The sequence below is a fragment of the Streptomyces sp. NPDC005963 genome, assembly GCF_040638655.1.
Lineage (GTDB): Bacteria > Actinomycetota > Actinomycetes > Streptomycetales > Streptomycetaceae > Streptomyces.
Map to the genome: position 1 here is coordinate 272,774 of NZ_JBEXVD010000001.1, position 13,978 is coordinate 286,751.

Genomic DNA, 13,978 nt, shown 5'->3' on the forward strand with positions numbered 1-13,978 from the left:
TCAGCTGCCGAGTCCGTCGTTCCATGCCCCCACGACGATTTCCGTGGTGAAGCCGGGCCCGAACGCGACGATGAGACCCGGGGAGGCGTGCGCGGGAGATCCGTCGTCATGGTGGCGTCGGAGCACGTCGAGCACCGAGACGCTCGATGTGTTGCCCATGCGTGCCATGCTCGCGCGACTGTGCCGCAGGGTGCCCGGAGGAAGTGCCAGACCCTCCTCGACGCCGTCCATGATCAAGGGACCGCCGGTGTGCGAGACACAGAAGCCCAGGGAGCCGGGCTCGCAGCCGAACTCGGCGAGGAAGGACACGATCTCGGGTATGACCTTCGGTACGGTGCTGCGTACGCGCGGATCGGTCCTGAAGTGCAGTCCGCGTTCGGACGTGTGTCCCGCGATCACCGACTGGGACGCCGGCAGGAGGTGCTGCCTGCTGCCCCACATGTGGAACCCCGTGGCTTCGGGTACGGCATGGCGCAGGACGGCGGCTGCCGCACCGTCCCCGAAGATTCCATTGGAGATGAAGTCACTCAGGGTGTGTTCGTCGGGCTGGAACGAGAGGGAGCTGAGCTCGACCGCGACCACGAGGACGTTGGCGTCCGGATACGCCTGGAGGTAGTGAAACGCCTCGGCCAGGGCGGACACCCCCGCTGCGCAGCCCAGTTGTTGGATCGGTGTGCGGCGCACCGTCGGACGGCAGCCGATTTCCTGAGCGATGTGCGCGTCCGGCCCGGGCAGCGCGTAGCCCGTACAGGAGACGAACACCAGGTGGTCCACATCCGCGCCGGCGATGCCTGCTGTACTGAGCGCCAGTCGTGCCGCTTCCGCGCCGAGCCGGACGGCTTCCTCCGTGTAGCGGGCGTTGCGCATGCCGAAGGGCTGGGCGGAGAGGACCTCCTTGAGCTGGACCACCAGGTGCCGGCTCTCCACCGTCGTACTGCGCATCAGGTCCAGCCCGCGCTCGACATCGGGAACGTCGGCGAACAGTTCACCGAGGGCGGAGATGATCTCGTCCTGGGTCACCACGTGTTCGGGCGCGACGAGTGCCGGGCGGGTGATGGAGACGGGGGTGCGCGGCCTGCGGCCCGGAGGGAGTCCCGTGGGCAAGGTGCCGTTCCTTTCGTGGGTTCGGGCCATGGGTCCACGGGCGGCGATGGAACGGGCGTTCCGCCCGCCCGGCGGCATTGCCGGGTGGACGGTGCAGAACGCCCTTCGCTTCCGCTTCTCGTGGTGGTGGTGGCCCGCGGGTCCTGGATATTCGTCCGGGCTCGGGGTTCCCGGACAGCGAATAGGCATGACCCTGTCAACACAGTCAAAAGGAAGCATGGGCTCCGGATAGCGCAGAGGCAAGATCGACTTTCAGACGTGACCGACGACTCCAGGCCGCAGGACAACGGCCCTCGCGTTCGGTTCGATGCTGCGGTCGCCTCAGCGGCGGGCAGGTTCTGGACGGCTCAAGAGCGTCCCAGGCGATGCCCCATCACCGCCCTCACCTTTGGGCCCGGCCGGCGGCGCACCTCCACCTACCTCACTTCACGGCGCGCTGACGGACGCCGGTCGCAGCCCGATGTCCACTAGCAGCAGTCGAAGTTGCTGCTCGGCCAGCGGAACGGTGTCCTGTCCGAGCCAACGGAGGTGGCCGAACGCCTCGAAGATGACGAGCCCGTGCAAGCGGGTCCAGGCGCCGAACACGGCCGCTGCGACGGCGGGCGGCAGATCGGGGTGCAGTTCGGCGGCATAACGGGCCAGAGCCGGATCGGGCGTGACCTCAGCGCACGGGTGCAGTCGGCCCTGCCGCCACGCCTCGACGAACAGCGGCGCGAACGCGCCCCCGACGCGACGGGTCGCCACGCTGGTGGGGCCGTCCGGCGGTGCGGAGTACCCGGGCACGGGGGTGCCGTAGACCAGACCGAACTCCTGCGGGTGTTCGACGGCCCATCGACGGTAGGCCATCAGCACGGCCAGCAGTCGATCGGCCACGTCCGCCGCGGGATCGGCATCACGGGCCTGCTCGACCGCGTCGGCGAGCCGATCGAAGGCATCGGCGATCAGCGCGGTCAGCAGCGCATCCCGGCTGTCGAAGTAGCGGTACAGCCCGGCCGGGCTCATGCCCAACTCGGTTGCGACTGCCCGCAGTGAGAGTTGGGCCGCTCCGACCTCGCGCAGTTGGCGCAGGGAGGCGGTCTTGATGTCGTCCAGCGTCTCGGCGCGAAGTCGGTCTCGACGGGTGGGTGCGGGCATATGGGCACCCTACCAAAGAGCGATCAGCGTTTACATCGCGAACCGCGTACTCTAAATTGCGAACACCAGTCGCTTCGTGAATACCCGTCGCAAGGAGTCCTTGGCCATGTCCCTCACCCGCACCCCGGCGGATCCTGTTGCCGCCCCGGCGCGCACCTCGGATGCGCGCCGCACCGCCGCCGTTCTCCTGACCGTCGAGGCCCTGCTGATCTTCGTCCCCGCGGTCGTGCTCGGAAGCGCGATCGGCTGGCCGGCCAGCCTCGACGACCCGGCCGCCGTCGCTCTGCCGCGACTGCTGGAGGAGGAGGGGGCGGTGCGCGCCGGATACGCCGTCTACCTCCTGTACTCGGTACTGTTCCTGCCCGTCGCGGTGTGGACCACCCGAGTTCTGACCGACGGTGAGGACAGTGCGCTCAGCCGGGTCGCCGTCGGGTTCGCCATCGCGTCGACCCTCGCCCGTACGATCGGAATCTCCCGCTGGCTCCTCGCAATGCCCGGTCTTGCGGAAGCGCATGGCGATGCGTCCGGCGCGGGGGTCCGTGAGTCGTTGGCCGTGCAGTACCAGGTGCTCAACGACTTCGCCGGTGGGATAGGAGAGGTGCTGGGCGTCTCGCTGTTCGCCGTGGGCTGGCTCGTGTGCACGGTGACCGCGGCCCTGCGCGCCGGCAGCACCCCGCGCTGGCTGCTGTTCTCGGGCTTCCTCGTCGCGGCCGGCCTGGCGCTGCCGTTGGCGGAGCTCGCCGGTGTCGACTCGGGCGCAGCCACCTCGATCGGCTCCTCCCTGCTTCATCTGTGGTTCCTGGCCGCTGCCGTCACCCTCTTCCGTCGGCGCCGCTGAACCTCCGGCAGCCCTGCTCCACCCCGTCAGGCATGGTCCGGGCCGGACGGGGTGGTCCTCGGCAGCCTGGCCCCCAGCCCTGAACATGGAGGCTGCTTCCCGTCCCATCCCAACGTGTTGCCACGCCGCTGCGACGCATTCCGACAGCCCATAGACAGACAGCCGACAGCCCATCAGTGATCTCCGGTGGCCATCACCAGCGAGCGTTCCACTGCCCCGGTCCCACCGATCCTTCGCGTGGGTGCGCGGGGGCACGACGAAGAAAGTAGGCACCATGTCCACTCCCCTGCATGTGGTTCTCGGCGCCAGCGGCGGCATCGGGTCCGCCGTCGTCCGTGAGCTGGCTGACCGCGGCCATCGCGTCCGCGCCGTCCAGCGCGGCCCGGCATTCGATCTGCCGAGCGGTGTCACCGCACTCTCAGCCGACCTCGCCACTGCCGAGGGTGCGCGCACCGCATGTGCCGATGCGGCCGTCGTCTACCATTGCGTTCAGCCGCCGTATCACCGCTGGCCGCAGGAGTTCCCTCCGCTCACCGACGCCGTCATCGACGGTGCCGAAGCGGCCGGCGCAAAGCTCGTGTTCGCCGACAACCTCTATCTGTACGGACCGATCGACGGACCGGTGTCCGAGCGGACGCCCGGGCGGCCAACGAGCCGGAAGGGCGCCGTACGCAAGGCGATGGTCGACCGGCTCCTCCAGGCCCACGGCGCCGGCCGACTGAAGGTGACCATCGGTCAGGCCAGCGACTACTACGGACCCGGCGGTAGGAACGGGGTCGTGGGAGCCGCGGTGGTGCCGGCCGTACTGGGTGGCAAAACGGTGAACTGGCCCGGTCAGCCCGACGTTCCCCACGCCCTCCACTACCTGCCCGACATCGGAGCCGCACTCGCCACCCTCGGCGAGCGCGACGAAGCCGACGGACGGATCTTCGTCCTGCCCGCCGCACCGGCGTCCACCCCGCGACAGTTCATCGAGCGGTTGGCCGCGGCGGCAGGCCGCCGCCCCCGTCTGCGCGGAACCACCAAACCGCTCATGCGCCTCGCCGGGCTGGTCAACCCCGCGGCCCGTGAACTACTCGACATCTGGTACCAGTTCAACGATCCCTGGACCGTCGACGACGGGCTGTACCGTCGTACCTTCGGCCCTGTGGAGACCACTGCTCCCGATACGGCCGTCGCCGCCACCGTCGCTTGGTATTGCACCCAGACGGCGCTGGCCGACTGACGGGGGCGCTGCCCGGTCTGACACCTCCCGAAGACCGCACCGATGCGGTGTCGCTCTTTCGGGAGGCGGGCGCCCTTGTCGGCTACAGCCGGCCGATGACCCGGTGGCACACCGTCGGTGTGCCCTCGACCGTCCGTGGATGCAACGCCGAGGGTCTCGTACTTCCGCTGTTTCGTCAGACCCTGCCGGCGTCGACGACGATGCACTGGCTGTTGATGTAGTCGGCGTCCGGCGTGCACAGCAGATATACGGCGCCGGCGGCCTCCCTGGGGGTGCCGGGACGGCCGAAGGGGATGGTGGTGGCCGCCATCGCGGCGCGGTCGGGGTTCATTCCGACCCGGATCGCCCTGCCGTCGATCTCCAAGGTGGTGTTGTCGGCGGCGGTGACCTCGGTCATCCGGGTCAGGACGAAGCCGAACGCCACGGCATTGACGTTGACCTTGTAGCGGCCCCACTCCTTGGCCATGGTCTTGGTCAGGCCGATCACACCGGCCTTGGCGGCGCCGTAGTTGGCCTGACCGGCGTTGCCGTAGAAGCCCGAGGTGGAGGAGACGTTGACGACCTTGCGGTGATGGTCGACCGGATGGGTCTTGAAGTACGGCTGGGCGGCACGCAGGATCCGGAAGGGTGCTTTGAGGTTGACGTCCAGGATCGTGTCCCACTGTTCGTCGGTCATCTTCTGGATGACGGAGTCCCAGGTGTAGCCGGCGTTGTTGACGATGATGTCCAGCCCGCCGAAGGAGTCGACCGCGGTGGCGACGAAGCGCTCCGCGAAGCCTTCTTCCACCACCGAGCCGGCACAGACGACGGCCGTTCCTCCGGCCGCGGTGATGTCGGCGGAGGTCTGCTGCGCGGGCTCCTCGTCGAGGTCGTTGACCACGACGGACGCGCCCTCGGATGCGAGTCTCAGGGCTATCTCACGGCCGATGCCCCGGCCGGATCCGGAGACGACGGCGACCTTGCCGTCCAGGGTTCCCATGATGGTGTTGCCTTTCCTCGGATGTCTGTGAGCCCGTGTGTTACAGGCCCATGTCCTTGGCGATGATCGTCTTCAACACCTCGGACGTACCGCCGTAGATGCGCGAGACGCGGGTGTCGGCGTAGAGCCTGGCGATGGGGTACTCCAGCATGTAGCCGTAACCGCCGTGCAGTTGCAGGCACTTGTCGATGACCCGGCCGGCCACCTCCGTACAGAACAGTTTGACCTTGGCGGCATCGGCGGCGGTCAGCTCTCGGGCGTCGTCCAGTTCGATGCCGCGGTCGGCCATGGCCTGGGCGACCGTGACCTCCGTCTGACATTCGGCGAGGACGAACTTGGTGTTCTGGAAGGACGCCACCGGTCGGTCGAAAACAGTGCGATCGCGCACATAGGCGCTGGTGAACTCGATCGCCGCGGCGGCTGCGGCCACGGCGTTGACACCGATGGACAGCCTCTCGCGGGGGAGATTCCGGCCGAGATAGGAGAAGCCCTGACCGACCTCTCCGAGGACGTTCTCCGCCGGGACCCTGACATCGGTGAAGTGGAGCTCGGAGGTGTCACGGGCGTGCAGACCGATCTTCTCCAACTGCTCGCCGTAGCCGAAGCCCTCACTGTCGGTGGGAACGACGAGCAGGGTCAGACCCGCCCGGCGATCCTCGGCAGTGGCGGGGGCAGTACGGGCGGCGACCAGGCACAGCTCGGAGTTGAGCGCACCGGTGATGAAGGTCTTCGCGCCGTTGAGTACGTAGTGGGTCCCGTCCTCGGAGAGCCTGGCGGTGGTGCGGATCCCGGCCAGGTCCGACCCGGTCCCGGGCTCGGTCATGGCGATGCACAACACGCTCCGGCCGGTGGCGATGTCCGGCAGCCAGCGGCGCCGCTGCTTCTTGTCCGCCAGGTGCAGCAGATAGGGCAGCACGATGCTGGTGGTCACCGTGTAGTGGGCGAACGACACGCCCGCTGCGGCGGCGGTCTCCTCGGCGATGATCGCCTGGTACTTGAAGCTCGTCTCGCCGGGCCCGCCGTACTCCTCCGGGATGTCGAAGCCCATCACGCCCAGGTCGCCGAGCTTGTGGAACAGTTCGCGGGGCGTGCGCCGCGCCGCTTCCCACTCGGCGAAGTACGGGGTCACCTCCTTCGCGATGAAGTCCCGGATCATCGCCCGGAACGCCTCGTGCTCCTCGGTGTAGATGGTGCGCTTCACGGTTTGGTCTCCCCATCGTGTGGATCACGGTTGCACGGGTGCCGTCCGGATGTCCGGAGGCGGTGAACGGTCAGTCCTCGCAGGTCGTCGCGCATCAGCGCTCAAGCAGCACACGGCTGGCCAGTGCGGTGAGTCGTGCGGGCAGATCGGGTCGGGGCCGGGCGCGGCCCGATCGGATGACGTACGAGGTCATGGCGTGGGTGGCGTGGATGAGGATCTTCAGTTCCGCCCGGTCCTCGTCCGGTTGGAGTGTGCTGAGCGCCTGGAGCCAGACGTCGAGATACGCGGCTTGGATCCGGCGCAGCGCGGTGCGCTCCTTCTCGGGGAGTTGGTCGCGCTCATTGCCCAAGATGCCGATCAGATGCGCATTGTCCACGGAGACGGCGATGTGGGCGTACAGCAAACGCTCCAGTGCTTCCGCAGGATCGGTCGCCCGGAGCAGTGCCTGTTCCGCCGCGGCCCGTACCTGCTCGCCACCGCGGTTGGTCGCGGCCACCAGCAGATCGGATTTCCCCGGGAAGTGCCGGTACACACCGGAGGCGACGATGCCGACGGCCTCGCCGATGTCGGCCATGGTCACCGACTGGTAGCCGCGTTCATCGAAGAGCCGGACCGCTTCGGTCAGGATCCGGTCCCGGCGGGGGGCCCTCAACCCGGCACCTGCCTCTGTCGAAGACAGCGCGGGTGGTTGTGCCTCGCCGGATGACGCGGTCGCCGGCAGGGGACAGTGGGCCACCAGGGAGCCGATGCGGTGCATCAACTGCCGGTGCCTGCGCAACGGCAGCCGGATCCGGTGCCGACGTCTGCTGCCGAAGGCCCCCAGCACCGCGGTGACGAGCAGTTCGGTGTCCGCGTCTTCGAGTTCCGGGCGTGCCGACCGCAGCACTCGGCCGAAGTGGGCGAACACCTCGGTTTGGCGGTCGCGGATGGTGTCCCGTTGGGAGCCACCGAGGTTGCGGGCCTCGCGTTCCCAGGCGGCGAACACCCTGCGCGGCCCGGTGGCGAGTGTCGCCAGCGATACCAGTGCCCCGTCGAGTCCCTCGGCGTTGCGGATCAGCGCGTCCACGGTGTCCAGACCGTTGAGTACGGTGTGGAAGAGCAGGTCCTGCTTGTTCCGGTAGTGGTGGTAGAGGGCGGACGGCGTGATGCCCAGGGCGTCGGCCACATCGGTCACGGAGACGTTGTGGTAGCCGCGTGACAAGAAGAGTTCGGTCGCCGTGGCACGGATCTGCTCTCTGCGGTCGGGCGGTCTGCGCGTCATCGCGCCCCTGGCACTCGCACGCGCCTGGTCCTGCACCGGTCCCTCCTTCGGGGTCCGCCGTCCGCCTACAGACCCAAGTCCTTGGCGATGATGGTCTTCATGACCTCGGACGTGCCGCCGTAGATGCGGTTGACACGGGTGTCGGCGTAGAGCCTGGCGATGGGGTACTCCAGCATGTAGCCGTAGCCGCCGTGCAGTTGCAAGCACTTGTCGATGACCCGGCCCGCGACCTCGGTGCCGAAGAGTTTGACCTTGGCCGCGTCGACGGGTGTCAACTCGTTTGCGTCCTCCAGTTCGATGGCCTTGTCCACCATGGCTTGGAGCGCCTCGACCTCGGTCGCGCACTCGGCGAGGACGAACTTGGTGTTCTGGAAGGACGCCACGGGCGTGCCGAACACCTCTCGCTGCCGGGTGTACTCCCGGGTGAAATCGATTGCGGCGACGGCATTAGCGGCGGCGACGGCGCCGATCTGGAGCCGTTCGCGGGCCAGGTTCTGGCCCAGGTAGGAGAAGCCCTTGCCCTCCTCCCCCAGCAGGTTGGCGACGGGCACTTCGACGTCCGTGAAGGAGAGTTCATTGGTGTCGGAGGAGCGCAGGCCGATCTTTTCGAGTTTGCGGCCGTACGCGAAGCCCTCGCTGTCGGTGGGAACCACCAGCAGGCTGAGGCCCTGACGACGGTTCTCCGTGGTCGCGGCGGAGGTACGGGCGGCGACCAGACACAGTTCGGAGTTGCGGGCGCCGGTGATAAAGGTCTTGGCGCCGTTGAGCACGTAGTGGGTGCCGTCATCGGAGAGCCTGGCGGTGGTGCGGATCCCGGCCAGGTCCGAGCCAGTGCCCGGCTCCGTCATCGCCACGCACAACATGATGTCCCCGGACGCGATCCCGGGGAACCAACGCGCCTTCTGCTCCTCGTTCGCGAGGTTCAGCAGATAGGGCAGCACGATTCCGGTGGAGACTCCGTAGTGGCCGAGTGCGACTGCGGCTCGGGCGCACTCTTCGGAGATGATGACCGCGTACTTGTACTCGGTGTCGCCACTGCCGCCGTGCTCCTCGGGAATGCCGAAGCCCATCACTCCCAGGGCACCGAGCTTGCGGAACACCTCACGGTCGACGACGTTGTCCCGCTCCCACTGATCGAAGTGGGGTGTGACCTCCTTCGCGATGAACTCGCGGATCATCGCGCGAAAGGCATCGTGGTCCTCGTTGAAGATGCTGCGCTTCATGTGCAGTTCTCGTTCCTGTGGTGGCAACCGGTACGGCGGACTCAGCCCCGGCGGTCCTGGCGCAGTTGCTGTTTGTGGATCTTGCCGGCGGCGGTGTGGGGAAGGGCGTGGGCGAACTCGATGGTGCGGGGGGTTTTGTAGGTGGCGATGTGCTGTTTGGCGTGGGTGCGCAGTTCGTCGACCGTGGTGGTGTGTCCGGGACGGAGGACAATGACGGCATGGACGCGTTCGCCCCATTGGGGGTCGGGTAGGCCGATGACGGCACAGGTGGCGACGGCGGGGTGGGAGGCGAGGGCGTTCTCGACCTCGGCGGAGTAGACGTTCTCGCCACCCGTGATGATCATGTCTTTGAGGCGGTCGACGATGTAGAGATAGCCGTTCTGGTCGAGATAGCCGGCGTCGCCGGTGTGCAGCCAGCCGTTGCGTAGGGTTTCGGCGGTCTGTTCTGGTTTGTTCCAGTAGCCGGTCATGATGCGGTTGCGGGTGACGACTTCGCCGATGGTTTCGGGAGGCAGGGGATTGCCCCGGGGGTCCATGACCGCGAGTTCGACGGTGGGGGTGGCGCGACCGACCGAGCGGAGGCGGGGTCCGCCCTCGATGTGGTCCTGATGGGTGAGCATGGTCAGGACACCGGTCTCGGTCATCCCGTAGCCCTGGGTGAAGCGGGCCCGCGGAAAGCACTCCATCGCCAACCGCAACAGGCTCTCCGCACTCCCCGCCCCGCCATAGGTGATGGCTTCCAGACTGGAGACGTCGTACTCGTTCAGTCCCGGGTGCTCGGTGAGGGACTGCACCATCACCGGGACGAGGATCGTGGTCGTCACGCGGTGCCGCTGCACGGCGTCGAGGAAGCCCTCCGCGGAGAACTTCGGGAGGAAGACCAGGGTGCCGCCCATCACGCATTGGTTGTTCCAACTGCACAACGCGGCGACGTGGAACAGCGGCGCGGTCACCAGCGTGACACCGCCCCGCCGGGTCGAGCGACTGGTCAGCATCGAGCCGTACATGGAAGTGAGGAGGTCCCGGTGGGTGGCTGTCACCCCCTTGGGCACGCCCGTGGTGCCCCCCGTGTACAGCAACAATCCCACTTCTTCGCCGCCGACCCGGACATCCGGTACCGGTTCCGCACCCGCCACCAGGTCCTCATGGCCCACCATGCCCGCGGGGACGGGCCCGTCCCCGCAATGGACCACCACCCGCAACCCCGGACAACGCTCGCGCAACCCGGGGCCAATCGCGGCGAACCCGTCGTCGACGAACAACACCTCGGTCCCCGAATCATTGACCGCGTACACCACCTCCTCCAACGACCACCGCACATTCACCGGATGCGCCACCGCACCCACCCACCACGAAGCGAAGAAGAACTCGTGGTACCGGTCCGAGTTGCCCGCCAACATGCCCACGCGGTCACCCGGACAGACACCCAGACTCCGCAACCCACCCGCCAGCCGGGCGACCCGCTCCACCACCTCACTCGCGGTACGGACCCGCTCACCACACACCGTCATCGCGCGATCCGGAAACAACTGGGCCGCCCGGTGCAAAGCCTGCGTCAGATACACAACACTCTCCAGAACCTGAGACCCACACCCACAACAGGCAGGCGTGCGGTGGTGTCGTACGTGAGTGGGGAGGGGGCGCGGTCGGCCGCGTGCGGTCCGGCCGACCGGGCCGGGGGCGATCGGGCCGGGGGCGATCGGGCCGGGGGCGATCGGGCCCGGCGCCCGGTCGTGCCTCAGCCCCTGGCATCCACGCGGTCGAGGACGAACTCCGCCGAACCGAGCAGCGCAGGACTGCCCGACTGGCGCAGGGCCTTCAGTTCGAGCTTCACGTGCTGACCGCCGCCCGGCTCGTCCGTCAACTCGACCACCTTGGCGAAGCAGGTCAGCTCGTCGCCCGGCCACATCTGCTCGACGAAGCGGACCTTGAACCGGCGGACCTCCTCCACTCCCAGCCAGTCGGTGACATAAGTGGCGAGCATGCCGGCCTGGAGCATTCCGACGGAGAAGACGCTCGGGAACCCGACAGAATGCGCGTACACCTCGTCGTGGTGCAGCGGGTGGAAGTCGCCGGAGGCACCCTGGTACTTGACGTAGTCGGTGCGGGTCATCGGCGCGAAGGTGCGGGGCTCGGCCTCCTGGCCCACGGACAGGGTGGACACAACGGTCGTGGTGGTCTTCATGGCTGCTTCCCCTCTGCCTTCGGCGGGCGGGCCGTCTCGACGATGGTGCTGTTCTGTTCGGCGATCAGGTCACCGTTCTCGTCACGGAACTCGGTCACCAACGTGGCGAACTTCATCACTCCGCCACGCTTGCCCGGCTTCTCGAACCGGTCGGTGATCCTGGTCTCGCAGACGAGGACCTGTCCGGCACGCGGCAGCCGGCCGTGGAAGACATACTCCTCCTCGCCGTGGAGGATGCGGCTGCGGTCGAAGCCCGTCAGCCTGGTGATCGAACGCTCCGGGTCCTCCCAGATCAGCCGAGCGCTGGTGAGCATCGTCGGTGGGATGACCGGCTCGGCACCCTGGTGCGCCGGGTGCTCCGACTTCACCGCGACGGCGAACTCGCGGATCTTGCTGTAGTCGATCGGGAACTCGTAGACGGTCATGCCGCACCGCCCTGCGGCACGATGCGCTGGCGGGTGACCTCGATCGACTTCGGGAAGTCGTCGGCACCCATGATCTCGGACAGCTCGGCCACCGACCACTGGTGGTCGGACGAGTCGATCGCGTGGCCCAACGAATAGCCGGCGTGGAGGCCCACGTGGCCGCCGTGGACCGAGAAGACCTGGCCGGTGAACGGACAGCCGACCGTCGACAGATAGGCGACCAGCGGGGAGATGTGCTTCGGGTGGTAGCGGTCGAAGGCGTTCGCGTCCTCGGGTGCGGCGACCGCCGCGCCGATTCCGGGTGTGGCGATCACCGGCTCGGTGCGGCCGATCGGGGCGATGGCGTTGGCGCGCACACCGTAGCGGCCCAGCTCTCGGGAGGCGTTGACGACCTGGATCGCCAGTCCTGCCTTGACCGCGGAGTAGTTCCACTGGCCGATGTTGCCGTGCAGCCCGGATCCGGACGACGTCTGGATGAGCGCCCGATCCGCGGTGACACCCGCCTTGGACTGCTCGCGCCAGTGGCGCGCCGCCGCCTGGGCGACCGAGAAGGCGCCCTTCAGATGGACGGCCACGACGAGGTCGAACTGTTCCTCGGTCATGTTCACCAACATCGCATCGCGGATCACACCCGCGTTGTTGACGACGATATGCAGGTCGCCGAAGGACTCCACGGCCGCATCGACCAGTTGCCTCCCGACGGCCATGTCCGCGACGCTGCCCTCGACGGCCACGGCTTCACCGCCGAGTGCGGTGATCTCCTGTACCACGTCCTTGGCGTTGGTCAGGTCGTTGACGACCACCGAGGCACCCTCGGCGGCGAACAGCAGTGCGTGCTCACGGCCGAGACCTGCGCCACCGCCGGTGATCACCGCTACGCGGCCATCCAACTGTCCCATGGGGTACTCACTCTCTTGCTCGGATCTTCGGTGTGTTCTGGGGCGGGCCGATAAGGCGTCAGGAGAGCTTTTCGTAGAGGGTGACGACGCCGACGCCACCGAGGCCCAGGTTGTGCTGAAGCGCGAGGTCGACGCCCTCGACCTGGCGACCCTCCGCCTTGCCGCGCAGTTGCCAGACGAGCTCGGTGCACTGCGCGAGACCGGTGGCGCCCAGGGGGTGTCCCTTGGACATCAGCCCGCCGGAGGTTCCGACGACGACCTGGCCCCCGTAGGTGTTCTGGCCCTCGTTCACGAACTTCTCCGCGCCGCCCTCCTCGCAGAGCCCCAGCGCCTCGTAGGTGATGGCCTCGTTGACGGTGAAGCAGTCGTGCAGTTCGACGACCTTGATGTCACGGGGATCGACGCCCGCGGTCTCGTACACGGCTCGGGCTGCGCGCCGGGTCATCCCGGCGCCCACCAGCTCGATCATGCTCTTCGTTTCGAACGTGGCGTCCTCGTCGGAGACAAACGCCTGGGCCTTGATCGCGACCTCCGGGGTCAGCCCGTGCCTGCGGGCGAACTCCTCGGAGCAGAGGATCGCCGCTCCCGCGCCACAGGTCGGGGGGCACGCCTGAAGGCGGGTGACCGGGCCGAAGATGTGCGGCGAGTCCAGCACCTCCTGCTCGGTGATCGGGGTGCGGAAGACGGAGTAGGGGTTGTTGGCGGCGTGGGTACGGGACTTGACCGCGATCTTGGCGAAGAACGAGGGGTCGGCGCCGTACTTCTCCACGTACTCGATGCCAGCGCCCCCGAACAGTTGCGCGGCGCGCGGCAGGGACTCGTCGATGCCGTGGAGTTCGTCGAGGACGGCGTCGAAGCGGGCGGTGGGGCTGGGACGGTCGCCGACCCAATGCTTGACCAGGGCTCCCGGTCGCATCTGCTCGAAACCGACGGCGATCGCGCATTCGACGATGCCCGCCTCCACTGCCTGCTTGGCGAGCCATAGGGCGGTGGAACCGGTGGCGCAGTTGTTGTTGACGTTGACGACCGGAATGCCGGTGATGCCCACGCTGTAGAGCGCGGCCTGCCCGCTGGTGGAGTCGCCGTAGACGTAGCCGGCGTATGCCTGCTGGACGAGGCCGTAGTCGATCCCGGCGTCCTGGAGAGCGGCACGTATCGCGCGCTCCCCCATGACGTTGTACGTGTCGCTCTTACCCGGCTTGGCGAACGGGATCATCCCGACACCAGCCACGAGCACTCGACGACCCATCGCTGCCCTCCATGGACAATTGCGTGAATTTGCGTGAATGGATTTTTAGTTTGTGAGCCAACATGCCTACTGTCAAGCCCTTGTACTACGCATGAGTCGAGATGCAAGATTGATTGAGTGATGCAGCTGTGGAGTACTTCAAGGCGTGTCCGCGTGTTCATGGCTCCGCGTGTTCATGGCTCCGCGTGTCCCGCTGTGGCGTCGACCGCTCGGGCACCCTCCGCGCCACGCGGCGCACCCGATCACCGAATCGCC

The 13,978-nt window shown here is 67.7% G+C and carries 13 protein-coding genes; 2 read left to right on the plus strand and 11 right to left on the minus strand.

From position 1 onward, the window contains the following. Positions 1–1,104 carry a type III polyketide synthase gene (locus tag ABZ348_RS01100; RefSeq protein ID WP_358928011.1) on the minus strand — a complete coding sequence of 368 codons (1,104 nt, stop codon included), beginning with the start codon at positions 1,102–1,104 and terminating at the stop codon, positions 1–3. A gap of 426 nt (positions 1,105–1,530) precedes the next feature. Next, positions 1,531–2,238 (minus strand): TetR/AcrR family transcriptional regulator, encoded by a 708-nt coding sequence (locus tag ABZ348_RS01105; protein WP_358928013.1) that lies wholly within the window; start codon positions 2,236–2,238, stop codon positions 1,531–1,533. A 106-nt stretch (positions 2,239–2,344) separates the two neighbouring features. Between ABZ348_RS01105 and ABZ348_RS01110 the strand changes: the two genes are divergently transcribed. Both ABZ348_RS01110 and ABZ348_RS01115 read left to right on the plus strand, forming a co-directional pair. Continuing rightward, positions 2,345–3,076, plus strand: coding sequence for a DUF4386 domain-containing protein (locus ABZ348_RS01110; protein WP_358928015.1), 732 nt, complete (start codon positions 2,345–2,347; stop codon positions 3,074–3,076). A gap of 274 nt (positions 3,077–3,350) precedes the next feature. After that, positions 3,351–4,301: an NAD-dependent epimerase/dehydratase family protein gene (locus ABZ348_RS01115; RefSeq protein ID WP_358928017.1), complete on the plus strand. Its 951-nt coding sequence runs from the start codon at positions 3,351–3,353 to the stop codon at positions 4,299–4,301. Between the two features lie 175 nt (positions 4,302–4,476). On the opposite strand, the gene ABZ348_RS01120 is transcribed toward ABZ348_RS01115, so the two are convergent. From ABZ348_RS01120 to ABZ348_RS01160, 9 genes are all read right to left on the minus strand, one after another. Continuing rightward, positions 4,477–5,280, minus strand: coding sequence for an SDR family NAD(P)-dependent oxidoreductase (locus ABZ348_RS01120; protein ID WP_358928019.1), 804 nt, complete (start codon positions 5,278–5,280; stop codon positions 4,477–4,479). Positions 5,281–5,320: 40 nt separating this feature from the next. Next, a complete protein-coding gene (locus tag ABZ348_RS01125) occupies positions 5,321–6,481 on the minus strand; it encodes an acyl-CoA dehydrogenase family protein (RefSeq protein ID WP_358928021.1) in 1,161 nt (386 codons plus the stop codon). Positions 6,482–6,575: 94 nt separating this feature from the next. Beyond that, a complete protein-coding gene (locus tag ABZ348_RS01130) occupies positions 6,576–7,778 on the minus strand; it encodes a helix-turn-helix domain-containing protein (protein WP_358928023.1) in 1,203 nt (400 codons plus the stop codon). 29 nt (positions 7,779–7,807) lie between these two features. Then, on the minus strand, positions 7,808–8,965 hold the full coding sequence (locus tag ABZ348_RS01135) for an acyl-CoA dehydrogenase family protein (RefSeq protein ID WP_358928025.1): 1,158 nt from the start codon (positions 8,963–8,965) through the stop codon (positions 7,808–7,810). Positions 8,966–9,006: 41 nt separating this feature from the next. Then, positions 9,007–10,530: a long-chain fatty acid--CoA ligase gene (locus ABZ348_RS01140; protein ID WP_358928027.1), complete on the minus strand. Its 1,524-nt coding sequence runs from the start codon at positions 10,528–10,530 to the stop codon at positions 9,007–9,009. Positions 10,531–10,703: 173 nt separating this feature from the next. Beyond that, entirely contained in the window at positions 10,704–11,150 is a 447-nt protein-coding gene (locus tag ABZ348_RS01145; RefSeq protein WP_358928029.1) for a MaoC/PaaZ C-terminal domain-containing protein, read from the minus strand. Continuing rightward, the gene (locus ABZ348_RS01150; protein WP_358928031.1) at positions 11,147–11,575 is read right to left on the minus strand and encodes a MaoC family dehydratase N-terminal domain-containing protein; all 429 of its coding nucleotides are present in this window, start codon (positions 11,573–11,575) and stop codon (positions 11,147–11,149) included. Before ABZ348_RS01150 ends, ABZ348_RS01145 begins: the two co-directional genes overlap by 4 nt. Then, entirely contained in the window at positions 11,572–12,474 is a 903-nt protein-coding gene (locus ABZ348_RS01155; RefSeq protein ID WP_358928033.1) for an SDR family NAD(P)-dependent oxidoreductase, read from the minus strand. The genes ABZ348_RS01150 and ABZ348_RS01155 overlap by 4 nt, the downstream gene beginning before the upstream one ends. A 58-nt stretch (positions 12,475–12,532) precedes the next feature. Next, entirely contained in the window at positions 12,533–13,723 is a 1,191-nt protein-coding gene (locus ABZ348_RS01160) for a lipid-transfer protein (protein ID WP_358928035.1), read from the minus strand. Between the last annotated feature and the right edge of the window lie 255 nt (positions 13,724–13,978).